This is a genomic window from Bryobacter aggregatus MPL3, from assembly GCF_000702445.1.
Classification (GTDB): Bacteria; Acidobacteriota; Terriglobia; order Bryobacterales; family Bryobacteraceae; genus Bryobacter; species Bryobacter aggregatus.
Genome location: NZ_JNIF01000004.1, coordinates 1,389,115 through 1,414,494, shown reverse-complemented (window position 1 = coordinate 1,414,494; position 25,380 = coordinate 1,389,115). Strand labels below are relative to the sequence as shown.

Here is a 25,380-nt window from a genome sequence, read left to right as displayed (position 1 = left end):
AGGACTCATGAACTTTCTGAACGGACTCACCAATCTGACGAACTGGTTCGGCAACGTGATCATGCCGACTCTCGCCGCCTTGTTCTTCGTCGTGTCGGTGCTGCGCTTCTCGCGCGGCGGCTCGCACCAATACTCGATGTACGCGGGAGTCGCGGCGTTGATGGTGTCTGGGCTTTTGCGTGGTTTCGAACGGTTCGCCCAGCAACGCGCGTGGAACGACCCCGATGCGGTCTGGATCACGTTGCTTGGCCTAGTGAACTGGTCCGCCAACGTATTCCTACCCTTGTATGGCGTCCTGCAAGTTGTCATCGGAGTAATGCACATCGGCGGGATGGGCTTCCGCATCTATCCCGGAGCGCCATGGGCGAGACACATTCTCTCGGCCATGATCTGCTTTGGCCTTTCCGGCGTTCTGCGACTTGCGGAATACTTCGTTGCTCAGGGAACGGGAGGCGTTAGCTAAGGCCATGGCAATCGAAGTGACGCCGGTTTACCGCAACCTGCACCAGCGCGTGACATTTTTCTACCTCGAATTCGAGGACCTGTTCTTCGTGATCGGGTTGGCGGCGGTGATGAACATTGTTGGTCGCTTCCTGAATCGGGAATTGAACGGCATTCCGTTAGGGATCGTGCTCCAGTATGTCGTCCCCCTGATTGCCGTCCCGGTGCTGATGCTCTTCAAGTACGGGAAGCCGCGCGGGTACTTGCGAGATTTGCTGGTGTGGCACGCAAAGCCACACATCTACTGCGGGCTTGAGCCCGATCGGGAGTTCACTTCCGAATTCTTGCGTTAGGAGGTTGAGATGCCAGTTACTGCTGCAAAGCATGAAGAATCGCTGCGCCGCCCGGCTCTGTGTGAACTGCTGCCGGTGCGCGAATATCTGGACGGCGTGATGGTGCAAGTGGATGGGAGTCTGGTGGCCGGCTACGAGCTGACTGGCATCAATGGCTTCTACCATGACGACTCCATGCGCAACCGGTCCAAGCACGCGTTGGAGGCACTGATCCGGTCATTGCCAGAGCGGTCGATGCGACTGCAGATGCGGTTCGAAATCTGTGAGGGCATTGGCGACGCGCGGACCGCCTATCCGCGGCTGAATCGGAATGAGAACGCCGTGCTGCAAGCGATCGATCGCGAGCGGATGGGGAGATGGGACTCGGGCGAGAGTCGCGGGCACTACTTGCGGCACCTCCTGCACGCGTACTTCGTTTGGAATCCGCGCATCCACCACGAACTCGCCGAGCAACTCCAAGGGAAGAAGCGCAGCCTATTCAGCCTGTCCGTTGAGAAGTGTGTGGAACGTGCAAGGCGAGAGCACGTGGATCTTCTGTCTGAATTCGGCAGCCTCCTGGCCGGCGTGGAGCAAACTCTGGTCGCGACGGGAATGGGTGTTCGGCGCATGTCCGATGACGAAATGTTCCTTGATGCAAAGCGAGCCCTGAACCCAGCGGTCGAAGACCGCAGCCCCATGCGCCGGGCTGACTACGCGCTGCAATATCGAAGTGCGCGAAGCCAAGTAGCAAACACCAGCATTGAGGACGAACAGGAGAACTACATCCAGGTGGGTGGCTTACTCTACACGCTCGTCAGCCTGAAGGATCTCCCGGATGGAACCTTTCCCGGCATTCTGCGGGAACTGATGGTGCTGGACTTTCCCATCATCGTGAACGCTGAGGTCACGATCCCCGACCAGGCGAAGATCCTGGAGCACTTCAAAGGGCGACTGCGGCGTATGCAGGCGGCTCAGCGCGACTCGAATGGCGGCTTCAAGGTGAACGTCGAAGCGCAGGTTGCACAGAACCAACTTCAGGAAGTACTGCAAGCCGTTATCTCGTCGTCGCTGAAGGTCTGCAACTACTCGCTGGTGATCGCGATTCGGACCTCGAAGCCGATTGTGAGCCGCGCCGACATGGATGAGGCGCAGCGCACGCTTAACGACCGAAGGCAGCGGGTGATTCATGCCGTGACGCGAATGAACGGGGCGCGTGCCATCCCGGAATCGTTGACGCAGCGGCGATTGCTCATCGGAACGCTTCCGGGAATGGCGCAGGAGAACAAACGAGACCTGAGCTGCCTGACCCTTCACGCAGCCGACCTGCTGCCAGTGGAGATGCCCTGGCAAGGGACGCCGCAATCGCCGCTGATGTTGCTCGAAACACCCTACCGGCAATTGATCCCGTTTTCTCCCTACGACCCATCCGTGGGCGACGCCAACATGCTCTTCATGGCGAAGTCGGGGGGCGGCAAGACATTTATGGCGCAGATGTTCCTGCTCATGATGGCCCGGGCCAATCCGCTGATCTCGATAGTTGAGCGGGGCGATTCATATCGTCCGCTGGTGGAGGTGATGGGCGGCCGGGTGATCGAAGTTGATCTGGAGGGCACCGAGACACTCAATCCCTGGGACTTGCCAGCCGGTCAGACCCAGCCCACCAAGGACAAGATCGCCTTCCTGAAGAACCTGACCCGGCACATGATCGGCGACTTGGGACAGACCGACACCTCCATCCTGGACAACATCCTCTCGGAAGCGATCGCGAGGGTCTATAAACGTGCGGCGGTGCGAGTCGACAACAAGACACCGACTTATCTTGACCTCCGCAATGAGCTCTCGACTTGGACGGATGAAGAACGGATCGACCACATCCGCGAACTCGCCCTGCTGGCCTCCGTAGCCTTGCGGCAATGGACTGGCGACAAAGGCGTCTATTCCAAGTTGTTTGATCGCCACACGACAATCCGCACAGACGCCAACTGGCTTTTCTTCAACATCGAAGGCCTCAGTTCCGATCCGCGCCTTGAAACCGCAATGAGTATGCTTATCGCCCAAGCGATGTCGGAACGCGCCAGTGGAAGGTCTGGCCAGCCATCGATTACGGTCCTCGACGAGTGTTGGTCCCTGTTGGAATCGCCGGTGCTGGCGGACTGCGTTGTTCAGCTCTTCCGGACAGCCCGTAAGCGAGGAGCCAGCGTGTGGGGAATCTCGCAGACACTCGAAGACTTCGTGGGAACCAAGCAGCGCCCCAAGGAACACGGCGCCGGTATTCTACGAAACACGTCCGTGAAGGTGATCGGGCAGCAACCGGGCGATGTCAATCCGCTGGTAGATCATCTAGCCCTGAATGAGGTGGCGCTGAGCGAAATCAAGCGTTTCGCCGCACCGCGCAAGGGTCGCAGCGCTGAGGTGCTGTTGGTGCTCGGCGAGAAATCGGAAACCACCCAGACGATTCGCCTGGTTCCGACGCCAATCGACTACTGGATTGCGACCACCTACCCGAGGGAACGCGCGTATCGCTCGTATTTCTTGGGATTAGACCGCAACCGGAAGCGGAGCTTAATAGAGGTCTATCGCGAGTTGGGAGAACGATTCCCGAATGGGCTGGCCGACATTGACGCGCTTCCGGAGGAATTATCGGGGAGCGTCCAACAGGCTGCCTCCGTGAAGCCACGCGTAGAAGCGGCAGCGGCAAGTGGAGGCCACAATGCTTGATTGGCAACATCTGATGAAGCTCACTGCGCTTTCGCTCGCCCTCCTATTGGCGCTCGCGGTGGCTGTACCGCAACCGGCGCACGCGCAGTTGAGCCTTGGGGGAATCACTGGCGCATTCAATCTTGTCAGCCAGGCGGCCAATGGAATTCTGAACTTCGTCAACAACACGATGCGGCCGTTGCTTGAAGGAGTTCAGGCTTCCGCACAGGCGCTCCAAGGCTTCTTGAATCAGCTACGGAACCTCTGGGAGCAGATCGTTTGGCCATTGCCGGAGATCAGTCGCGCCCGAGGTTTGGCCGCGAACCTTATCGCAACGTTTCGAGGGCTCCTGAACAACCTCTATTCCATCGGTGTCAACAGCGCACAACTGACGAACCCAAGCCGTTTGGAGTCCGTGATGCGCAATCGGCAGACCGGAGACCATGCCCAATTGATGTCCGAGTTTCAGCGTACGTTTGGTACTTTGCCGGCACCCTCGGAAGTGCATCCGCAAGAGCGGAATCTGATTGACGTAGACGACGCGCTGGCAATTGGGCAGCTCATGACGTTGAAGCTGGGTGACGCTTCGGCAGAGCAGACATTGCGCGCTGCGGAGGCGATTGAAGATGAGGCGACACGGATGGCCCCAGGCACTGCTGCCATGGCGTCAGCCGCAGCCTACATTGCCGCAGTGCAGAGCCAAGCCCATATCCAGAAGATGCTGGCTGGGCAATTGCGCCAGGAGGCCGCACGACTGGCCCACGACACCATGGCCTTGAAACGCGGGGCGACCTTCGCTCGCGAGTCCCGCAACAAAGCCTCGGAATTGAACAAATAGGGGGATGCGATGCCGACTTTGCCACAACTTTGGTCGTTCCTTCGTCAGCATCGGGTGCGATTGATTGCGCTGCTACTGATCGTTTCGTTCTTCGTGCCCCAACCCGCCAACGCGCAGTTCGGGTTCCTCTTCAGCTTGGTGAACATCGTTACCAGCGGCATGAACTCACTGAACAACGTCATGAGCAGCGTAAACACTGCCCTGCAAAACGTGATCGGGCCTGTCTTGCAGCAGATCAACAGCATCATGACCGCGGCTCAGCAGATCATGAATGCCATCTTCGACTTCCAGCGAAACGTGATTTATCCACAGGCGGCGATTGATCGGGCTCGCGGGCTGGTCGGACAGGTACAAGGCGTCTACGCCACCATTCGCGGAATTTGGAACACCATCGCGCGGAGCGCAACGTTACCGAACCCTCGCCAGTTGGAAACCGTGATTCTGTCGCGCGATCCCGGCCAAATCGGGTCCGTCAGCGGCAGCTTCAGCTCGGTCTACACACCACTTCCGGCAGCAACGGAGGCCCACCCCGCGCAACGAGACCTGATCGATAGCTCAGACGCAGCGGCCCAGGCAGCGATGAAGCGAGCCATCGCCATCGACGCCATCGCGGACCAGGAATTGGCTGCGGCAGAACAGATGATGAGTGCTTTGCAGTCGGCGGCTCCGGGAACGGCCGAGATGATCGGTGCGCAGGCAGGGGCGTGGTTGGTTCGTTCTCACGCCTATACGCAGCAGGCACTGGCCGAGTTGATGCGCATTCGGACGATCGAGCTTGCCGCGCAAAGTGCCCGGCTGAAGGAGTCGGCTCGCTTCACACGCGAAACCCGCACCAAACTGACAGAACTCAACAAATAGGGGGAGAGTGCAATGTTTCTGTTCGAGCAAATGTTCAACACGGCGCTGATCGGCATCAATTCCGCGGGGCTGATGAGTTCGATCCTCACGGTCGCTTACGGCATCCTGCTTGTCTCGCTTCTGTTCTCCGCGTACGAGGCATGGGTGCGGGGTGGAGATGTCCGTGCTCTTGGAGTATCAGCAGCGAAGTACCTAGCGCTGGGATTGTTGTTCTTGAACGGGGGCACCGTCTACGATTCAGTTGTAAGAGCGGTCCTCGGGTCCTTTAATCAAATCGCTCATACGATGGCCGGAGCGGGGCCAAACGACGTTTTCACCAATTGGAAGAACGAACTTGTGGCTGCGGCCTCTTCGGGCACATTCCTGAACGTGATCACAGGGAGCATCGCGGGGTTGCTGAGCGCAATCCTGCTTTTCGTTGCGATGATCCTCTATCCGGTCGCGTATGCGATCTTCTCCATCCTTTACGCTCTCTACGGGACGATTCTCTACACGACTGGTCCCTTGGTGCTAGCGTTGTTGCCAACAATGGGGCTCGGCTCGCTGGCTCGTCGTTATGCGATCAACTTCATGATCTTCGGCGCCTGGGGCCTAATCTATGGGGTGTTCTGCCGGCTGGCGATTGCCTTGAACATCCACAGCATGGCGGCAATCACTGGCGCGGGTAACCTCGGTGGACTCCTTTCGGGTGCAGCCTCAGAGGTTCTGCTGGCGGCCGCGAGCATTCTGTTTTCCGTTTGCATTCTCTTGATCCCATTTCTGGCAAAGCGGGTGGTCGAAGGGGACCTCGGGTCCTCAATGTTGACGGTTCTCGGCACCGCGGCAGCGATGGCGCAGGCGGCTGTGGCGACGGCATCTGGTGCATCTGATGGTTTCAGTCGCACTTCTTCTGCGGGTAGTGCAAGCGATGGCGGAGGCTCGAGCAGTTCGGTGTCCAGCGGGGCACCCCCGATGCCACCAAGCCCGACCGCTGCGGCATCAGCTAGTACAGGCAGTGGAGGGACGGTAGGATCCGGAGCGCCTTCGGGTCCATCTCGATCGTCTGGAGGAATGGGCCAGCACCGCCCGGTCAATATGCCGCATGCGGTGGGATGGTTGGCCGGCGCGGCGGCCGCACTGGGGGTCCAAGGCGGGCAACGTGTGGTTGAGGCGGGGCGAGGGTTGGCGGCCAGAGCGGCTGCGGCAAGCCGGAATTCGGATCAGTCTTGAAGGAGGCGATGACGATGTTTGGATTTCAGCGGAGGGATCGAGCAGCGCTGCCGGAAAAGCAGCAGATCTCCAAGTACTACGAAATGGACGGCGCACTAAAGGCGTACGCCAACCGCATGGCCGCGCTCGGCCTGACGTGCGGAATGCTGGCGGTCTTGGCATTGGGTCTGTTTGCCTACGTCAGGCTGCAACCGCCCGTGGTGATTCGCGTGGATGGCGCCGGGGAGGCAACAGTCGTCGGCGGCAGCTCGCTGAACGTTCCTCGCGCACTAGTTCAGCCCGTTCAGGCCCAAGGACAAACTCTCGCAGACCGAGCAACGGCCCCAACCGATGTGGAGGGCCGCGCCATCGTGAGGAAATTCCTCAGCGCTTACCTGACCTACACGCCGGCCAACGTGGAACGCCAGTATGCGGACGCGTTGAACCTGATGACGGTCAACCTCCGCACGTTCACGATGAACAAGTTCCGGGAAGACGACACGCTTGGCAAGATCAAGGCGGAAGCGATCACTTCCAGCATCAAGATTCGATCTATTGAACCCGTTGGCGGAATGCCCTGGGCCTACCAGGTATTCGCAGCCAAAGAAATCCATCGGGTGACATCACAGCGGATCGAGCAGACCGAGAAGATGGTCTGCCGGTATCAGATCCGACTAGTCTATTCTGGGCGATCACAGCAACACCCCTCCGGGCTGTTGGTGGGAGAGTTCTGGGAGCAGCAGATGGTGGGGGATCGAGACATTTCCCTTGACCAGCAGAGCAGTTTGCTAGCGCGGTGACAAAACGTCCATAAGATGGGTGGAATTGACCCATTACGAAATGATCCCTCGGACACTCGCGCCATCGGCAATCTGGCCAAGTCAGTTGACCCGAAAACCACATAACGTCCGGCCTTGGGAGATTCAGGTGCCCTTTACAAGCGGAGATACACCTGACTATTTTTCGCTCATCATCTACGAAGCTCCTTGTGCCTCGGCAGCGAAAGCCGGCTTGATGATGGGCATAGTTATCACATTACATGGGGCGGCAACCCCTTCGAATCTAAGGAGGCTTCGCTCTGCCGTTCTGAAAGCCATTCCGAGACCAGCGTATCCATCCGTCCTCCGAACGCACAGATTCTCGAGTCGTTCGTGTGGGCACCCAACAGCATAATTCGATGGTTGCCTTCGGCAGAGACTTCCCTGAAAAGCTCCGAATCTGAAAGGAAACACAGGGCTCCCCAGAACGGTTTATTCTCGAAGAGACTCCGGAAGTTCTCCAAATAGCCCAACATTTTGTATGTCTCCTCGGATCGGGTCTGCGTCCGGACTTCCCGCCGCTTGGCATCGATCAGAAGTTGCCGGCCGTCACAGCCGAGTACCGTGATGTCGGGAATCCCACCCAACGCTCGACGCGAGTCAATGTACTTCCATCTCGCGACCGTCGACGGAAACGCCCTTTGGAACCAAATCTCAAATTGATAGCCTTCAAAATTTAGCGTGCATATTGGGTGATTGGCACGCTTCAACAACAGCCGAGGGCCGTCCACCAACTGTGCTCCGCATCGACGGAAGGACTCGATCGCCTGATGGAGGCACCAGATCTCGAAGACCCGGTCCCCAAAGAAGTCACCGGGAGGAAACGCAAGAAGTAAATCAACGAGTTGCTCCGACTCCTCAGGACTGCTGAGAGCACTGTCGAGGGACCATTGCCTGTACCATTCAAGAAACTGTCCATAAGCGGGCTGGTTCCCTGTTTGTCGCTTGCGTAGGCGGTGCTCGGCTTCGCGTCGGAGCCGGACAGCGCTTCGAGTAGGAACTACACTGTCCCAGGGTTCAGAGTGAAGCTGCTCCCGTCCCCAGCGCAACAGATTGAGGCAGTAGGTGCGTTCGGCGCTTACATCGAAAAAATTTGAGGTGTTGAGGCGTCGCACCATTTGGCGAAGCGTATCGACGACCAGCTGATTTTCTGGCGTGCTCGCGGTTGCTTGTGCAATAAGCACCGGGAATGTGCGTGGCCAAGAGAGGTTAGTGCCACGCCGACTCAGGTATAAAGGAATATCCAGCCGTCCAGATATGGCACCTTTCGACTCGGACCGGACCATTTCCGACGCCTGTGAGTAGCCGCGTTTGATCGCTTCAAGGATTGGCTTGAACTTCAGGCTGCAAGCGAGAACGTGGCGCAACCGGATAAGATCCGCAAACGCATGATACTCATCGCCATATTCATCACCTACTTCAATGTTGGTAGGCTCAAGCGACACCTGTTCGGAATAGAGATACGACGACAGGAGAGGCAGTGCCTCTCGGACGAACCTCCGAATAGAATCCGACTCATTCAACGAAGTGCATCCCGGCCGCTACGATTCCGAGCAGTGCTCGCCGTGTCGCTTTGTCAAAGGGCGCAGAAAGAGTACTGGCAAACTCTTTCAAAACTTCGGGTGCTACCACGTCAGTATCAAAGAGTGGAACGATTTTGACCGAGACGGCCCAATCTAGAATATCCCCCGCGCCTTCTAATGCTACGTTATCCTGCGACATCCGGAGAAGTAACAGTTCCAAGGTGTCAATGATCTGTGCTGTCCCAATGGGTAGATGAGGAACGCGTTGGTCCGGTCCGCTATAGCGCACGCGTTCGATGAGATCGAACAGTTGACCTACTAAGGCGGCAAGCGGTCCTTTCAGTTTGACCAAAATGTCTGAAGTCTCCTGCTGTGTTCTTGAAGTGTCAAGCGAAGTCAGGCGCTTGGCGACTCTTGATGCGACTCTCTCCACTACGGTCCGGTATTCTTGGACGGCAAGCGGTGCAGGGTTCGCGGTGTTTGACCATGTTGCGCCCATTGGGCGCTTGTCCGGTATGTCAACTGTGATGAACGTAAACCGGCGACGGATAGCCTGGCTGAGATTATTCACGAACTGGCGGTCGAACGAATTGAGCGTTGCGATGATACGGAAACGACGGGGAATGACGAGATTCCTATTGCCATCTCGCTGGTGCGGCAGCGTGATTGGCAGAGCGGCATCAGTGCCAAGCACTGTGAACAACTCCCCGAACGCTCGGTCCATGTGAGCGCGGTTAAGTTCATCAATAAGAAGCCATTCCGCCTGCGGCTCGGCCGGGTCGTCGAAATGCCGAACAATAGCGTTCGCGCAGCGAACGACGGACTCGGTGAAGTAGCCGTTGACGGGCACTATCTCCTCCTTTCGGTCCGCGTGGAGCCGAAGCTCAAGCCTGCCAATAACGTCGAACACCGTCCAGTCCTCATGCGCCGTTACCGGGAAAGTTGATACGTGGAAGGCTTCGCAAAGGGCGCGTGCCAGGCTCGATTTTCCGGTGCCCGGAGGGCCCTGTAGGACGACGTGACCGACACGCAGAGCAGCTGCTGCAGATCTCAATGTTTCAGGCGAAATCAGGAGTCCTTGCGTGGCCTTTTCCAGTCGGGCGGTGAGATCCTGTGGTGAATCAATGTCATACTGGGCGATCTCTCTTATGCGCTCGATTTTGTCATGAAACTCGGTCGGAGGAATCGCCCCCTGCTCCACAAGCGTTTCTTCGTTTACATTAGGCATCGCCACCCCCAAACAGCGTCTTAATTGGTTCCATGTTCGTAATCGGCCTGGCACGCCGAAGCGATAGCTTCACAGTGTTGGGGCCAACCAGGTCTTTACCGGTAACAAAGTAGGTCCAACTCGAGTCCGTGGACAAAACAATTCTGTGATTGCGGGCGATGCGGCAAAGCGTGAGAGTGCTGCCTTGGACGATTCGTTCGTATTCAGCGACAGAGACGGCTTCGAAATGCTCCCCCACCTTAAGGATGAAGACCGTATCACCGGAAAGGGTAATTGCCTGGAGTCCAGTGGAGCCTCCAGTAGCCGTCATATTCGGAACCAACGCTCCGAGATAGTCGAAGTACGCTTGCTCATCGTCAAAGTGGGGTGCAGTTGGCAGGCGATCCACGTACGTCGCGCTGGCCCCGCAGTCTGAGGGAGTTTTGGCGTCTCCGAGTGCGACCGATATGAGGGAGAGAAAGTCGCGGTTAATGAAGTGGCGTCGCCTGCTTTCGTTGGGTCCATAGTGCTCGCTTTCGTCATCTTGCATAAAAGCAAAATGGTTCATGCCTGCGTGGTTGGCAACTTGGTTGAGAGAGTTGTAGAATGCCCCTTTACGTTTATCAACAGGTAGCGTAAATTCCTCAAGAGCAGAAGGATTTGCCCGAAGACGACGGATGGCGGAGACCGCTGCGTTTGCCTCTGATGTAAGAAAGACTCGGCAGAATATTCGCTCCAACTCAGTCCACCAAAAGTAATCCCCGAGATCGCGCATCGCAGAATGGAGAAAACGGTAAGGCAAAATATCCGCTTCCGCGTGCGCGGCACTCTTGCTACGCCCGCGCGGCGGCCCTTTAACCGGGTAACGAAACAAAAGATTCAGGCCAATCCAGACGAATTCCTGTTCATTCTGCCGCTGGGCGGCTTCGTAGAACTGGTCGCCCGCAGGGGTAACCGTGATGGTGTTCGAGCGGCTGATGACATACAGTAGGCCGAACTCCTCGAAGGTCGCCTTCCAACTTTCCACGGCATGACTGTCCAGTTTACGGGGTGCCTCAGTCGACTCCCAGTAGGCCTTAAGCGAACTGTATGATCCCTTGTTGTACTTGTAGAAAGAACAAAACGTCGCCCACGCCTCTTGAGACTTTGTGTCGCGATTGAACGGATTCGGGTAGCCGTAACTGTTTACTCTCCAGAAGTCCTGAGTTTGCAAGGGAAGCTGCGACATAATTCAATTCGCAACCTCGTCGTCGCGAAGCGTGAAGTTGGGAAGCGGAAGCCGATCAGGATAAGGGGTGCATTTCTGGACGTTTCTAAGCGCAATGACCCAATCCATAGTGATGATGCCCCCTCGCCCCGCGCGAGGAAATTTCATATAGTGTCGGCGGATGCGATAGGCGAATGCTTTTTCAAAGGCGAATCCGGCATCGACTGCGAGCCGAACAAGAGAATCGTGTATGGGCAGTACACCTTTGCGGGTCTGGCTGTTTCCGATGATCAGGAAATAATAACTGTCCGGCTTGAGCGCCTTTGCTGCCGACTGGAAGTGGCGCCCCATGCTGTCGCAATAGGCGCGCGTGGCAGAGACTCGCTGCTTAATGATGTCTCGTTCATCGATTAGGTCGTCAAGTGAATGCTGTAGCGCAGGGGGACAGGCATCAGCGGCGGGGTTTTTTGCACCAGTCACTCTCCGGCGCATCCGGTTAAATGTCCGTCTGTCCTCAACTCCCAGCAGCGGACCTAACCAGAAGTACTCCAGCATGAAGTTGTACATATAGTCAACCGAGTCGAGGTAGGGCGGACTCGTAACGATCAGGTCCACTGAATGTGCCGGTAGTTTGATCTCGGCAGCATCGCCCTCGATGACAGACGCGGAGGCCGACGGATGCCGCAACAAGGACAGCTCCTCCAGTCCTGCTAGAGCTTTTTCGAATGCTCTGCGAAAGAGTGGCTCGACATCGGGAGGATTCTTCTTTAGAGTTCCGGAGACATAGGTCTTCTGCGTCTGGTCGTCCGCGTTTGAAACCCATCGGAGAATCGAGCTAAAGACGCACAAAAGGAAGTCGAGCTCCTCTAGCGAAGCGTCGAGAGCACGGATCGCCGTGAGGAGCGATTGGAGATCGCCCCAGGCACTCTCGGAATACCAGTGTCCAAAGTTAGTGAGATCCGGCATTGGCGGGAGCAGCGAGGGTGCCAGTCCACGCCAATTCTTCTGCAACTGAACTCCCAATTGGCCAATGCGAGTCGGACTGACACTGGACGTCTTGGCTCGCGAGATCAGGCAGGCCAGAGGATCGCAATCTATACCTATCGCTTGCCTAGAGCGTAGTAATGCTTCAACTAGCGTAGTTCCAGAGCCGCAGAAGGGATCAAGCACTACATCTGTTTGGCTCGCAAACTCGTCCAGGACCCACCCAGGTATCCGTGGAATGAATTTCGCTGGAAAGCGGTGTAAGCCATGTGTAAGCGCGGGTGCTCGATTGCTGAGGCTTAGCGAAAACAGTTCACCATTAACAATACTGTCAAAGGGCGGAAACGACGGTACTTCGCGGAACAGAGTCGAAGTACCATCGCTGATTCGATCGGAATCCTCCAATTTTGCGAATAAATCCGGTTGAGTCAATGCCACTTAAGCCTCAGTTAAGTTTCTCATGATAGGACTACAACACTCTCTCGCATATTCTCTTCTAAGTTCGATAGTTTATTTCGCTGCTGCGGGGCGACTGTCAGGTGGCGCGTGATGAGGATTTCAGCCTTCTTGAATCCGCACTCCAGCCCGAGGTTCGCCAGTAAAACGTCCGTCGGAATAATGACGCCTGCAAACGCGGAGTTCCCGACAACTACGAAACATTTGCCGTTCTCCACCAAGAGCTTCCGGCAATGTTTCAGTGTAATCCGCATGTCGTCGAAATAGCCGCGCAACAGTTCTGGCACTCCCATCCGCCAACTGCTGGCATCCCGATCCATTAGAGCGATAAGCTGCTCAAGATCCTCTATGTGCCGGTAAGACCGATTGAGATCGGCCCCCAGATGTGATCGCAGTGACGCCTTGCGGAAGCGATTGATAGATTCATACGAATCGACAAAGCCTCCAAACCACAGCTCGACTTTCATCGACTCAAAGTAGTCGAACCTGTTGGCGTAGGGAGGGCTGAACACGATAGAGTCAAATTTTCTGAGGGGAAGCAGCTTATCCATTTCAAGTACGCTGCCCTCGATGATGGTCTGACTTCGCCAAGCCCCTTTCCGCCAGAACCGCGCGTCGTTCAGCATCATCCGAACGTGCTCACAGAAGGCATTGAGCGTGAACTTGTATTGGTCGCGACCAAAGCGCTCAAGCTGCCACTGGCCTTCGGGTCTAATTGTGTAGCCTGTTTTTAGACGCTTCTTGTTCCTGTATTTAATGCCGTTGCCTTCCTTAAAATAACTGCCCACTCGTTCAAGGATTGCGACCCATGCCAGATGCAGAAAATTCCTGCACTCAATGTCGCCGGAAAATGTTGACTCGATCAGAGACCGGATTCTGAGAAGGGTGTCGAGTATGACAGGTTCGAAGACTTTGGAAGCGATAGAGAGTTCAGGCATAGGCCAGGGCCTTGCCGTATTCAGCGCAGAATCCAAGCGGTCGACGTAGTTTTGAACCGCCTGCAGTTGGGTGCGCGAGAGCGGGGTCAGCTTGACCTTTGCCGCAAAAATCGCAAGAGGGTTGATATCAATGCCTGCAGCCGTGTTGCCGTTCTCCGCCGCTCCGATGAGAATCGACCCGCAACCACAGAAAGGGTCTAAAATTTCATTACCCAAACCAAGCTTAGTGATGAGGTTTGGAGAATAGGCCTCGCGGTAGCGAAGCCAGCGGTGTATTGGGGATTCCGCGTTGCCCTTCCAATTTACAAAAGCGGCTAGATCCGAACGATCCTGCGACAATACAGAAAGGTTGATCCTCCGCAATAATTCCGCGAGATCACGCTGACGGGCTTTATCAGTGGTATTCGTGCTCTTAAGCTTCGCCGCGGTGACGATTTCGGGATCAGGTTCGTAGAGTTCTTGCGGGGCAAGTAGCAGCGCCTGCTGTTTAGATGCGGACCGTGATGGACTATGTACCAAACTCGGCAATGGGTTATACCTCTCTAAATGAATGACTAGCGGATGATCAGTTGCCTTTAGCGGCTCATTGGCCCCGCTGTGCCACCGGTTGGCGCAAAAACACTAGAGCAGATCGCGTTCTGCTAGGGCATCTACTTGGGTGCCTTCAACAAGCTGGTTCCAAAGAGCGGGCATTGATCTCCAAGATACTTTTCGACAGCTTCTCGCACGACCCAGCCAATGGAGACCTTTTTTTGCGCCGCAAGGTCACCGAGCATTTGATAAACCTCCGGAGGAAAACTGACAGAGGTTCGCGGCATCGTCAGATCGCCACCACTGATTGAACCTCGAACTTTGCTTTTTGGCATAAAAACTCACTCCACAGCATCACGATACACCACGACGGTGCAGATTTCAACACAGTATACGAAGAAAAAGCGAAGCTATCGGCGCGCAATGCGTAACGTATGCGTGTCGAGTAGTTTGAAGCCGGGAGGATTGCACAGCCTATGCTGGGCTGGCAGCATTGATCGACAATAGATTCCTCATTGGCCAAGCACTACGCACACTCGACTTCAAGGGTAAAGTCCCTTTGACTTCAAAAAAAATAGCCGTACGCTCCAAATCAATGCAACCACAACCCGCCCAACAACTGCTGCCACACTGGACGACGTTGGAGCGGCACTTGAAGCCGCTTGACTGCGTCGATTTCATGTGGATGTTCCAACGCGATGGCCTTGAACACTACAAGCACGTCGAAACCAGGCGATACCTGCGGCTCGACAAGGACGGCAGATGCTACGTGCCGGCGGACGCCGGCTGGAAGGAGGTGCCATTTGAAAACGAATGGAAGCGCGTTACCGGACGCGCCTGAGGATCGACCGCAACCCGTGGAGCCGCTAAAAGCAGCAGCGGCCAAGAAGCAACCATCGAAGGGCGGTTCACGCCGCCCGGACCGCCGCCGTCGCGCGGAGGCAGCCGATCCAATCGTGCGCTACTTCGTCGGCCGCCCCGCAGCCGAAGACGGCAAACCCACGCTGGAACAAGAGGTTGCGAGCGAGCCCGAGGGGCTCGTGATCGCGTTCAAGAACGATAGCCGCGTGTACTTCGTTCATGAGTACCGCGTGACGCAAAGGATTGAAGGCAATGAGGTCCGGCTGGAAAGGCAGCCGGTGAACTCTGCCAAACGGGTTTCTACTGCCAACGCAAGTTGAGTAGAAGGCGCCCACACCTCATGTGGGAATCCGCTCTTGCAGCTCTTCAAAGCCGCAAAAGCAACCTGTCCAGCCGTATCGCGACAGGCAACACAACGGAATAGGGCGGCTTCTTTACGGAGGCCTGACCCGAAACACGAGTGTTTCGGCAGCAGGCCAGCGAAGGACCCCGCCCGGGTACTGCGCACTTGAGGGCTTCCTCAGGAACGGTCTGTTGTCCCATCCCACAACCGTTTCAAGGAGAACTCATGAACAGCCAAGCAACCGTTACAACGAATTCTGGCCTGAAGGTCCTCAGCCTGATGGTCAACAAGGAAGGCAAAATCGAACGCAAAATGCCGAATCTGAGCCCACAAGCGCAGTTGAACAATACGCTGCTCGAAGCCCTGTGCCCAGGGATCAAAGTGGCGTCTGTCTCTGTGACCCCGGAACCGCTCGACCAGGTGGAGCGCGCGAAGGTTGAAAGCACCCTTTCGCGATTCGCCCTCGACGGTACGGAATACCGGCTCATCGGCGCATCCGGGTCGGCCAAGAACGGAAAGTATTATGCCGTGGACGCTCGCTATGAACGTCCATTGGCGGCGCGCTTCTCTGACTGGCCGCAAGCCGCAGTCACGTACTTCGGAATTCTCGTCTCGCCTTGCATGGTGAGGATGCAGATTCCCAATGGCCGTGTGACTGTTGTTCCGGATCTCGAACTGGGAACCAACGATTGCCGCGGCTGGCTGCGCAAGTCGATCTTCGACAAGCTCGGTCTGCCAGAGAACCGTTTCTACCAATTCCGTCTCGCGTTCGCCCAAACGCAAGCGAAGGGATCGTTCAAGATCATGCCGGACGAAGTGGCCGATGCCCTCGACACCGATGTGGTTCTGCCCGTCTCCTCCGTCAAACCCGAATACAAAGGTCCATCCAAGCTGATCGCCTGGCTCACTGGAGAGGCACGCACCTTCGCTGGCGAGATGGTTCTTGGCATTCGGGAATACTCGCGGCCATTGGCTTTCGAGTCGAGCTACACGGTCGTCCAGCACGCACCGGAAGATTCGTTCGAACTTGAAATCAAGCCGCATGCCCTCGCGCAGACCGCCAAGCTGAAAGACCTCCTGGAATACCGCGACTACACGGGGCTCTTCGAACTTCTCGGCATCTCGGAAACCCAACGCCCTTTGTTGGATGAGATGCCCGCTGAAGACGACGATGCGACTTCTGTAGAGCGGACAGTTCTGGAAGGCGTTCTCAAGGCGGACCCAACTGGCTTCCTGATTCAGCATCCCTGGGTCAATAACCAGTTGGAACGTATTCTGGCGCGTTGGGCATTTAAGGTGTGCACAGCAGGTGGGTTTGAGATGCCGGCATTCGCGCTTGCGGATGACGGTTATTTGCTGTTGCACCAAGGACACGTGTACTCAGGCTCCGACTGGATGCCGCAGGACCGTTCGATCAATGCTCTGGCCACCAACCGGGGATTGGTTGTGCGGTATCCCGTGCGCATGAAAGAAGACCTGCTCCCGTACACGAAGATCCCGCCCACGGAAACCCGTCAACTGCTCGCGAAGGATCTTTCGCGTCAAGGCTGCCCCGATGTGGAGAGTCTTGCAGCACGGATCGCTTCGGAGCAACTCGAACTGGAAGGAACCTTTGTCCTTCATTCGAAGACGGCGGCGAAGAACGGCGGTGATTATGACTTCGACTTTGTCTGCGTGGTGGAGGGCGATCGCTTCCCGCGGTTCGTGCAGCATCGCATTCAGTACAAGGGCAAAGGAGCGGTCGAGAAAACCAAGGCGAAGAAGGCTCGGTCTCCGTGGTGGAATCTCCCGCAGGTAGCTGTTGGCGCGATGGGCAATCAGATTGGGACCATTACCGATTTGATGACTCAATGCCTCGCTGCTGGCCGGGATGATTGCCATCGGGAACTGGTCGAGCAACTGCAACTCGCGCTGGACCAACTGAAACATGGCGTCACGCCAGACCAGGACAAAATCCGCGCAATCCGGGAACAGATCAAGCAGACCCCGGCGGCGCAGTGGCTTCGTGCGAAACGGCTCCGGTCCATCAAGGATCTGCCGGAACGAGTCGAATGCCCTGCGACCGATCGCATTGGCGGCATGTACAACCTGGTCCGTAAAGAACTGAGCGACTTCTTCACGAGTCGGATGCCCGTTTCGCAGTTCCGCGGTCTAGTTCAGGGACATGAATTCTCCCTGGAAATGGCTGACGAATGCAGGCGGGTGAATCGGGCTTGGGCGCTCACAATCCAGGCCGGCCTTGAGAAGAAGAAGCTCTTAATCGCAAGCGTTCAGGAAGCCGAAGCGGCCTTTGAATCCGGTAAGGACAACAAGGACCTTCGCTCACGGCTTCTCCACACGCTTTGCCAGGCACGTGCAGCTTTGGCAACCTACGACCAGCAATGGCAGGAGGAAATCCGGTCATTGATCTGGTTTGTGCGGACCTGGGCAGCGCGAAAGGAAGAGAACCGCATGGGTTGGTTGCAGGCACTGCACACCATCGTTTGCGGCACCAAGAACGAACAGGCTTCGGGATCGCTGCCCTTTTATGCGTTCCCGAATGAATTGCTCAAAGCCATCGTCGAGCGCACTGGAGGCCGTCCGGTACAACTGGCGGCACCGAAGGTGTGTGAAGGCATGGTGGAAATGGACGAAGAAGGCCGATGCTTCCTCGTCGAAACCGTCATGGGCGAGAACGGGCAAAGCTATTCGAAGATGTCATTCCTGATGGCGATTACGCCAGACGGAAAGGTCGTCTACGACAGCGGAAAAGTCGAATGGGTCCATCCTTTCCCTTGCAGTCCGGGAATGGGTGAGATCCGCAATGGGAAATTCGAAGTTCCCGGAACGCGGCAACTCCCGCAAGTAGCTCCTCCTGCCAAGTCCATGTGAACCAACCCCGAGCGACTCAGGTCCCGTGCATCCGCGCGGGCACCTGAGTCTGCCGGGCGAACCAACGGGAGGCACAAATGAAGCTATCCGCACTCTTCTCTTTGCTGGCCATCTTCGCTGCCGGCATTCTCACCGCACAGAAGCTCGAAACCCAGACACCCGACCCCAAGAAGGTGGTTCGGGTGGAAACCGCGCGCGACCATTTGACCATCATCGAGCTCCACGAGCCCGTGACGATGGTGGCCGTGGGCAACCAGGATGCGTTCACGATCGAGCGGCGAGAGAACAAAGTCTTCGTGAAGCCCGCGGACGAGAATGCGCGTACCAACCTCTTTATATGGACGGCAACCGGCCGCTACAGTTATGAACTTGTGCCAGCGGCAGGCATTGATCAAATGCATTTCGCGATTGATCAGCCCCAAGTGGCGGTTCAATCGATTGCTAATACCTCGCCTCTCGTTCCTGATGAGAGCGCCCAGCGTCAGTTGCCGTCAGAGATGCTTGAGCAGGCTCAGGCAGTTCTGCTCCACGGGGACCGAGATCTCGGCAACCATGTCGAGGTGCTGTTGCGCGATCTCTACCGGAAGGAAGATCGCTGCTACCTCCGCTACGCAGTAGTGAATCATGGCCGGACCGTTTATCGGCTAACGATGCCATCGGCCACTCAGGTGGAGGCGCTAAAGCCACCCTTCTCATTGATCCCCCTTGCCGGCCACCAATTGAATGGCCGTTCCTCTCGCCAGATACGCACACGAACGGTTGGAAACCTCGCCATCGTTGCCGGTGAAGCTCCCGAACTTGTGCAGCCCGGCGAGCAAGCCAATGGCTGGATTGCGTTTCGGCTGGAGTCGCCGCCGGCAGACGGACAGCTTGTGCGCCTCGGCTTCCCACCAGATGCGAAAGCATCTGTCGAAGCGCTCTTGGTTTTGGGCAGACTGACCACTAAGCAGGAGGTGGCGCATGGCCGCCGATCCGGTGAATGAGTCCGCTTCTTTGGTGACAGCGAGCGAGGTCCACCAGCAGTTTGAGCTTCTGCTGCGTGACCGAACCCACATGGGACTGCGCAACCTGCTCAGCGATATAGCGATGGAGCCGCGCAATCCATTTCAGCAAGTGCAACGTCAGCCGAAGAAGTGGCTGGTTGCGTTCGGTGGGTTAGTGTTGCTCGCAGCGCTGATCGTCTACTACTTCCACCTGCGTTAGAGAGGACTCAGCCATATGAATAGCCAGTCTTCTCCGGACTACAAGTACCGGCCGTCGCTGATTGAGGAGAATCCGGCGCTCCTCTTGTGGTTGCTTTTGCTCGGCGCCTATCTGGCTGCCATGGCAATCGCGAAGTATGCCTGGTTCCTGCACGACCGCCAGATCGTGGAACTCACCCTGTGGATCTTGTTGTTCGCCGTTGGCTTTTACTTGCTGATCTTTGAAATCACCCAAGCCCGAAAAGCGAGAGAGGATTGCTGGCCCAACCAACTACCCACAATCCCCGCGCGTTCTGATCGCCAGATTGTCGAGGACGCCTGGAAGGAGAGCGCAGTTGTTCTGGGCTACGACGCGCACGGCAAGCCCTGGAAGTGGAGTGATGAGACTCGCGTCATGCAGGCGCTAGTCCTAGGCCAAACCGGAAGCGGAAAGACGACTCTGCTGCGCAACATCATCACGCAAGATCTGATGCGGCGCGTCGGGCCAACAGACGATCCGCGTCGCATTCCGATGGTGATCTTCGACGGCAAAGGTGATCTGGAGTTCTTCCACTCCCTGCTTCCCTACATTCATCGCGCCGGACGCCTGAACGACCTGCGGCTCATGAATCCGTCCCGCCCCGAATACTCGGTTCAATACAACCCGTTCTCGTCGGATGACGACAACTACATGGCCCAGGTCTCCATGGTCTTCGGGTCCTTTGACCTCCATGACGAGTTCTTCGCCAAGCACCAATTGAACTACCTCGCCGACATCGTCCGCATCCTGCACTACACCGGCCGTGCCTTCAACTTTTACGACGTCATGGTGATGGCGCTGGATCAACGCGTGATCGAGGACCAAGTCGCCCTTGCCCGCCACCAAATGAGCCGCGATTCCGGCATCTCAACCCAGCGTCGGCTGAACTTCGAGATGTCCGTTAAGAATCTCTTCCAGTCCTTCTCTGACCGGGATCGGGTGCCAAAAATCCAGGGGTTGCTGAACGAATGCATGACCTTCCTCGATGACGAGTTGAGCGTTATTACCGGACCCTACGACAACCTGCTGTCGATCAACGAGGTGATCGACCAGCAACTGATTCTCTTCGTCAGCCTGAACATCAACAAGAACACTGCTCCAGTTCGCGCTTTGGGGAAGATGCTGCTGCAGAATCTCCAACTGGTGGTGGGCAAACGTTACGAGTCGGAATCAGAGCGGAAGCGCACGAACAAGCCGCTGTTCTCCGTCGTCATGGACGAGTTTGCACCGTTCGGCTACCGGAACTTCGCTCAGATCCTCAACACCGCGCGCGGCACGAACACCGCCTTTCTGTTCTCGATGCAATCGCTCCCCCAACTCTTGCAGGTGGGCCGCGACTTTCAGCAGGACGTCTCCTCCGCTCCCGGAACAACCATGCTGCTCCAGACTCGCGATGAAGAGACGGCCAAGTACTTCAAGCAGGCATCCTCGCAAGTGCCGGTGCAGAAGCGGACGCAACAACTTTGGCGCAAGGACTTCCTCGGCTTCGAACAATTCCAGAAAGCCATCGGCGCGACGGAGCGGGAGCAACTGGAGTACCGGGCCCTCGATCACCACATCAAGAACCTCGGTAAGGGAAAAATGGAGATCCTTATGACGGACCCAATTCAGGGAACCATGCACGGCCGCTTGCATGTTCGCCCGCCAAGCGACATCCGAGTCCCGTGCTTCGAGCCGGGCATGTTCCCGAAACTACTCTCATCTCGCGCCGATGCTCGCGGCGCGAACCTGCGCTTCAAAGATCAGAAGTTGGCGGCGACGATCTCATTGCCGCGCCGGGGGACAACATGAAACGAATCCTCATTCTTGTCGCGGCGATTGCTCTTAGTCCGCTTTCGATGTCGGCGCAAACTCCCGCGGAGCGCAAGGCGCCCATCAAGACGGTGCCGAGTGGGACGGGCAGCGTCGGCGTCAACCCGAACCAACCGTACCGGCCCGTTCCACTCAACCGTACCGCTCCGCGCGAAACAATCTTCGAGTTCTACCTCCGCGCACTGAATCCGAAGCAGATCCGCTGGGGCGATGAGATCGACCGGCGAATTGCACGGCTATCCGAACAGTCCATTTTGAATCCGTACTTCCGCTGGAGCGCGTTTCAGATGGGAGCAATTCTGTTGCTTCTGCTCGTCTGCTGGGTGTGGTGGGACAAAATGCGGCAGATCAAGTGGGTCGCGGCCGAGTGCCTCGCCGATGCGATCAACGCAAAACGCATCGCCGAAGATCGTGCCAAGGAAGCGATCGGCCTGTACAACCGCCACATTGAACACTGCAATCGCGTCATCGAGAATCAGGAATCTGGCGTGCCCGGTGGCAACTCAACTGACACCTGGCGGCAGGAAGTCCTGACCCTGCGAAACAAGCTGACAGCCGAAGAAGCAAAGTCGATGCGGCTTCAGAAGGCGCTGGAAGATCGGGAATCGCTTCAGGCCGGACTCGAACAACGTCTTCGCCAACTCGAAGCGCTTGTGCAGGAACGCCAAAACGGCGCGAATGCAGAACTCGTGGCGCGCCTCCAGCGAGCCGAATCACAACTCGGGGACAAGAAGGTCACCAAGCGGGGGCCGAAGTGATTGTCCGGGTCCACTCATTGGGAAGCCTTTGGCAAACGAAAGAACTGCCGAACGGCGGCACGCGTGTGTGGAACACAACGGGAATCCGCGATGGGATCAAGGTCCGTTCGTACGCAACATTGTTCGGGCAGTTGGTTTTTGGAGCACGGTCGAAGCCATTTCTGCAGCAACCTTCGCAAGTTCAGGGACGAAACTGGATCGCCGGCGACATCGCCGAATGCTCCGACCGGCGCAGCATGCGCCTTGTGTTTCCTGCTGCACCGGACTCTGCGGCCGATTGGTATCTGACAACCGTGAACGAACGGCTGGTCGGATTGATCGGCCCAGAAGGGTTCGATCCCGAGCGATCCCTCGTTCTATCCGCGTCTCAGCGGAAGGACAAACAGGAACTGCTGCTACTGGTAAAGCCACTTGCCTGGCTCTCTGGCGCTTCTGGATCGGCAGTCTTTGAGGTAACCGAACGCGGCCCTGCGCGTTGGAAGACTCGCGGGTGGTGACCGATGCGCTATGCCAAAGGCTCGATCGCGATCTCGGAAGTGGCAGACAAACCCATCCTCCGCACGGTCTACTCCGCCGGGCACGCGCGTCTCGACCAGTTGTTTGAGAGCAACTTTCCGTACTCGCAGTCGAAGAACTTGCGGGACTCGCTGGCGTGGCGGGTGCGTCGCTTGGTGCAGCATGGCTTTCTCGATGCACGATGCGTTCCTGGAATGCCGCCGGTTCTGACGTTGGGCGAGGCGGGAGAACTCTACTTGCAGAGTGAAGACGGTGCAATTGTGGAACGGCGAACACGTTCGCGAGGCACCAATGCGCGCAGCCAGGTGTGGCATGACGTCGAACTGTTCGGAATTCAGTTGGCGCTCCGGCGCGCGGGAGTGGTGCGGACTTGGCAATCTGAGGCGGAGGTTCGCGCACAGAATCGCGTCGCAAGCATTCGATTCGTGAAAGAGTACGACGCTGTCGTGTCGTTCCGGCTCGGCGACAGGCGAGCTGAAGTCGCCCTAGAGTTCGAAAGAACTGTCAAATCGGCCGACGCATACTTCCGCATATTCACGCTGCTGAGAGACGAAGGGCAGCTCGACCGTTTCCTCTTTCTCGTACCAGACAGCAAGTCGCAATTGCTGCTTCGCGACGCCGCGCCGAGCCATTGCCCGCGCATCTACGTCGGGCTGACCCGCGAATTCCAGAGCCAACCGGAGACGGCTCCGCTGCTGGATCTGCGCTCCAGTAGCACCGCAAGTCTTCACGACTGCCTGGCCTGATCCAGCCGCTAATCCGAACTTCATTGGCTCCGGTATGGCTTTCGTTTGAACTCCTATTGCCTTCGCGCGCCCACTTGTAAATCGCTGAAACCATTACGTCCAATTTCCGATATCCCCGGACTTTAGCAAGGCTGCCGTCAGCCAGAGTGGCCGGAGAGTGGGGCGTAGAGAGTTGAGGTGAGGGAAGAGGTGGGGTGGTGGGTGGAATCGGTGGGTGGTGGTGAGCGGTGGACCGGTTGTCAGTGGGTGAGGGAGACGGGAAGTGGAGTGGTGGCTTGGGTAAGGAGGAAAAGGAGTTGTGGGTGGCACCGGTGGGTGGAGGTGTGATGAGCAGCGGTGGCGCGCGCCGAGGTGGGAGTGGCGGTGTGCATGGAGATGGTGTCAGCGCCGCCAGCGATCCGGGCTTGTGCGTGGATCAGCGAGCAAGTCGCTGGCAATGGACAAGATGGTCGCGCAGAGATGCGGAAGACCGACAAGAGCAAAAGGAGCAATTGAGACATGGGACATCTGAATGGTGCAGTGAAAGAGCAGCCGAGCGTGGCACCCTCGGCGATCAGCGTTCCGCTTGGCGAACGCAGTGATGTGGCGAAGAGCGAAGAGTTTGACGTCGCAAAACGATGGAGTGAAATCAAGGAACAGCTCAACGAGCCGTTTCACCCTGACGAGATCAAATGGCGCGTGACAGCGACATCCACGATTCAAACGAAGCATGGACCGCAGAAGCGCGGCCAGTTGATCGCATACGCCGACCAGCGCGCGTACACCGACCGGCTGAACACAGTGTTCGGGGAATGGGGATGGACGCGCAATTACGACGTGCAGGTAGCGCAGAACTTCGAGCGGCGTGCGTCGAACGACAAGTCGCAAACAGCGGTGGCCGCGAAGGTCGTAGTGGTTTCGCGTGTAACCATCCATGGACTCGGCACACACACGGGCGTTGGCGAGGAGTGGGCCGATGATGAGAACGCGGCAACCCGTGCCGAGGCGCAGGCCTTCAAGCGTGCCTGTGCCTGCTTCGGACTCGGTCGCTACTTGTACGATCTCGAAAAGGTCTGGGTAGATCTCGACCAGTCGAACCGGCCCGGTTATGTGCCGACACTGCCGGATTGGGCGTTGCCGCGGTCGCATCAGCCAAAGCGTCAGTCACCACCTCCAGCGGCAAGCACGCGTCCGGTTAGCAATGGAGCGCCACGCAACAGTCTGGTTCGTGACGAAGTAATGGCAGCAGTCACCGCTCTCGCCGACAAAGTTGGATTTAGCCTGGCGCAGTCCACGCTCCAAACCTATGGCGGGACGACAGATCTGAAGCGGCTCGGAAACGCCAAGGTTGCAATCGTCCTCGACAAGTTGACCGACCTGAGCCGAGGCGTCGAACGTCTTCTCGCTGCGCGCAAAGTCCTCGGTGAAGAACAGTACGGCGCACTCTGCCACGAATTGAACTTGCCGAGCGACGCCATCGACGACATTCCAGATCGCGACACGTTGCGCAGTTTGCTGGAGAAGGTCGAGACAAGAGCGAAGTCTGGTATGCCGGAGCCGGCGGCAAATCAAACTGCTGGCAAGATCGCGGATGCGCGAGGCCGTCTTCTCCAGGCGGCACGCAAATGTGCGGACCGAACGCGCAAGCGTTTGGCCGTCGTAATTGAAGAGGCAACGGTTGGCACCTTGACGCTGGAAAGTCTCAAAGATCTGACCGATGCGAATCTTCCGATTGTCGAAGCGGCGATTGCGCGGTTGCGCTAAAGCCCGATCGCCTCCGTTCAGCCTTCCCAAACCATCGGGCGCAGTTGCTCTGCGTCCGTCAACCAATCCATCCCACAACTAATGAGGACCAGTGCCATGAATCCACTTCCACTCACGGCCAGTTCGGTGCTTTCCACGAAAGACCTGAACCTCCGGCCACAACAAGAACTCACAGAAATCGTCAGCCGCTTCGTCACCTACGGTGAAGGAGTGGTCGCTCACTGGATCGAATATGCGCGCGGCGTGCTGCTCTTCGTGATGGCGCCCGGAGATGCCCGCTCCGGCGAGTTCTACATTTATGACCGCAAGCGCGGCCAGTTCTGGCTGCTCGAACTCGCTGATGACGTGTTCGGCGGCTACGGTGTCGAACAGATGCGCGAAAAGATCCGGGACTTCGGCCTGCTCCGCTACGCCGAGAATCCGTCCGAGATCCTTGCCCTGCGATGAACCAAAAACTCGCTTGGGGATTTCCAGGATCGGGAGTAAACAAG

General features: G+C 57.3%; 23 protein-coding genes. 18 read left to right on the top strand and 5 right to left on the bottom strand.

All coding sequences use genetic code 11. From position 1 onward, the window contains the following. Positions 1 to 7: 7 nt before the first annotated feature. Genes M017_RS0125920 through M017_RS0125890 form a run of 7 tightly spaced genes read left to right on the top strand, consistent with a single transcriptional unit; the run spans position 8 to position 7,154 of the window. Positions 8 to 463, top strand: a complete 456-nt coding sequence (locus tag M017_RS0125920) for a hypothetical protein (RefSeq protein ID WP_031501167.1) — start codon at positions 8 to 10, stop codon at positions 461 to 463. Between the two features lie 4 nt (positions 464 to 467). Next, complete coding sequence (locus tag M017_RS0125915) at positions 468 to 794, top strand: hypothetical protein (protein WP_031501166.1); 327 nt, start codon at positions 468 to 470, stop codon at positions 792 to 794. A 9-nt stretch (positions 795 to 803) separates the two neighbouring features. Then, on the top strand, positions 804 to 3,491 hold the full coding sequence (locus M017_RS0125910) for a TraG/VirB4 family ATPase (RefSeq protein WP_031501165.1): 2,688 nt from the start codon (positions 804 to 806) through the stop codon (positions 3,489 to 3,491). Beyond that, positions 3,484 to 4,308 carry a hypothetical protein gene (locus tag M017_RS0125905; protein ID WP_031501164.1) on the top strand — a complete coding sequence of 275 codons (825 nt, stop codon included), beginning with the start codon at positions 3,484 to 3,486 and terminating at the stop codon, positions 4,306 to 4,308. Before M017_RS0125910 ends, M017_RS0125905 begins: the two co-directional genes overlap by 8 nt. Before the next feature lie 9 nt (positions 4,309 to 4,317). Beyond that, positions 4,318 to 5,166 carry a hypothetical protein gene (locus M017_RS0125900; RefSeq protein WP_035958853.1) on the top strand — a complete coding sequence of 283 codons (849 nt, stop codon included), beginning with the start codon at positions 4,318 to 4,320 and terminating at the stop codon, positions 5,164 to 5,166. Positions 5,167 to 5,178: 12 nt separating this feature from the next. Continuing rightward, positions 5,179 to 6,375, top strand: a complete 1,197-nt coding sequence (locus tag M017_RS0125895) for a hypothetical protein (protein WP_031501162.1) — start codon at positions 5,179 to 5,181, stop codon at positions 6,373 to 6,375. A 14-nt stretch (positions 6,376 to 6,389) separates the two neighbouring features. Continuing rightward, positions 6,390 to 7,154: a hypothetical protein gene (locus M017_RS0125890; RefSeq protein WP_155121641.1), complete on the top strand. Its 765-nt coding sequence runs from the start codon at positions 6,390 to 6,392 to the stop codon at positions 7,152 to 7,154. A 230-nt stretch (positions 7,155 to 7,384) separates the two neighbouring features. On the opposite strand, the gene M017_RS0125885 is transcribed toward M017_RS0125890, so the two are convergent. From M017_RS0125885 to M017_RS0125865, 5 genes are all read right to left on the bottom strand, one after another. After that, positions 7,385 to 8,617, bottom strand: a complete 1,233-nt coding sequence (locus M017_RS0125885) for a hypothetical protein (protein WP_155121640.1) — start codon at positions 8,615 to 8,617, stop codon at positions 7,385 to 7,387. Positions 8,618 to 8,687: 70 nt separating this feature from the next. Then, positions 8,688 to 9,923: an AAA family ATPase gene (locus tag M017_RS28385; RefSeq protein WP_051670883.1), complete on the bottom strand. Its 1,236-nt coding sequence runs from the start codon at positions 9,921 to 9,923 to the stop codon at positions 8,688 to 8,690. Next, a complete protein-coding gene (locus M017_RS0125875; protein WP_031501158.1) occupies positions 9,916 to 11,130 on the bottom strand; it encodes a hypothetical protein in 1,215 nt (404 codons plus the stop codon). Before M017_RS0125875 ends, M017_RS28385 begins: the two co-directional genes overlap by 8 nt. A 3-nt stretch (positions 11,131 to 11,133) precedes the next feature. Continuing rightward, positions 11,134 to 12,525 (bottom strand): DNA methyltransferase, encoded by a 1,392-nt coding sequence (locus M017_RS0125870; RefSeq protein WP_162180049.1) that lies wholly within the window; start codon positions 12,523 to 12,525, stop codon positions 11,134 to 11,136. 26 nt (positions 12,526 to 12,551) lie between these two features. Next, positions 12,552 to 14,015 (bottom strand): TRM11 family methyltransferase, encoded by a 1,464-nt coding sequence (locus M017_RS0125865; RefSeq protein ID WP_155121639.1) that lies wholly within the window; start codon positions 14,013 to 14,015, stop codon positions 12,552 to 12,554. Between the two features lie 598 nt (positions 14,016 to 14,613). Here M017_RS0125865 and M017_RS0125855 point away from each other — a divergent pair. The 11 genes from M017_RS0125855 (at position 14,614) to M017_RS0125795 (ending at position 25,336) form a co-directional block, all read left to right on the top strand. After that, a complete protein-coding gene (locus M017_RS0125855) occupies positions 14,614 to 14,859 on the top strand; it encodes a hypothetical protein (protein ID WP_155121638.1) in 246 nt (81 codons plus the stop codon). After that, positions 14,822 to 15,199: a hypothetical protein gene (locus M017_RS0125850; RefSeq protein WP_162180048.1), complete on the top strand. Its 378-nt coding sequence runs from the start codon at positions 14,822 to 14,824 to the stop codon at positions 15,197 to 15,199. Before M017_RS0125855 ends, M017_RS0125850 begins: the two co-directional genes overlap by 38 nt. A 248-nt stretch (positions 15,200 to 15,447) precedes the next feature. Then, entirely contained in the window at positions 15,448 to 18,093 is a 2,646-nt protein-coding gene (locus tag M017_RS0125845; protein ID WP_031501153.1) for a hypothetical protein, read from the top strand. 77 nt (positions 18,094 to 18,170) lie between these two features. Continuing rightward, positions 18,171 to 19,076, top strand: a complete 906-nt coding sequence (locus M017_RS0125840) for a TrbG/VirB9 family P-type conjugative transfer protein (RefSeq protein WP_031501152.1) — start codon at positions 18,171 to 18,173, stop codon at positions 19,074 to 19,076. Further along, complete coding sequence (locus M017_RS0125835) at positions 19,054 to 19,296, top strand: hypothetical protein (RefSeq protein ID WP_031501151.1); 243 nt, start codon at positions 19,054 to 19,056, stop codon at positions 19,294 to 19,296. Before M017_RS0125840 ends, M017_RS0125835 begins: the two co-directional genes overlap by 23 nt. Positions 19,297 to 19,311: 15 nt before the next feature. Beyond that, positions 19,312 to 21,105, top strand: coding sequence for a type IV secretory system conjugative DNA transfer family protein (locus M017_RS0125830; protein WP_031501150.1), 1,794 nt, complete (start codon positions 19,312 to 19,314; stop codon positions 21,103 to 21,105). Beyond that, positions 21,102 to 21,884 (top strand): hypothetical protein, encoded by a 783-nt coding sequence (locus M017_RS0125825; protein ID WP_031501149.1) that lies wholly within the window; start codon positions 21,102 to 21,104, stop codon positions 21,882 to 21,884. Before M017_RS0125830 ends, M017_RS0125825 begins: the two co-directional genes overlap by 4 nt. Before the next feature lie 17 nt (positions 21,885 to 21,901). Continuing rightward, positions 21,902 to 22,381: a hypothetical protein gene (locus tag M017_RS0125820; protein WP_031501148.1), complete on the top strand. Its 480-nt coding sequence runs from the start codon at positions 21,902 to 21,904 to the stop codon at positions 22,379 to 22,381. A 3-nt stretch (positions 22,382 to 22,384) separates the two neighbouring features. Beyond that, entirely contained in the window at positions 22,385 to 23,146 is a 762-nt protein-coding gene (locus M017_RS0125815) for a hypothetical protein (protein WP_031501147.1), read from the top strand. Positions 23,147 to 23,644: 498 nt separating this feature from the next. After that, positions 23,645 to 24,889 carry a Rad52/Rad22 family DNA repair protein gene (locus tag M017_RS28380; protein ID WP_051670880.1) on the top strand — a complete coding sequence of 415 codons (1,245 nt, stop codon included), beginning with the start codon at positions 23,645 to 23,647 and terminating at the stop codon, positions 24,887 to 24,889. 96 nt (positions 24,890 to 24,985) lie between these two features. After that, positions 24,986 to 25,336, top strand: a complete 351-nt coding sequence (locus M017_RS0125795) for a hypothetical protein (RefSeq protein ID WP_031501145.1) — start codon at positions 24,986 to 24,988, stop codon at positions 25,334 to 25,336. Positions 25,337 to 25,380 lie beyond the last annotated feature (44 nt).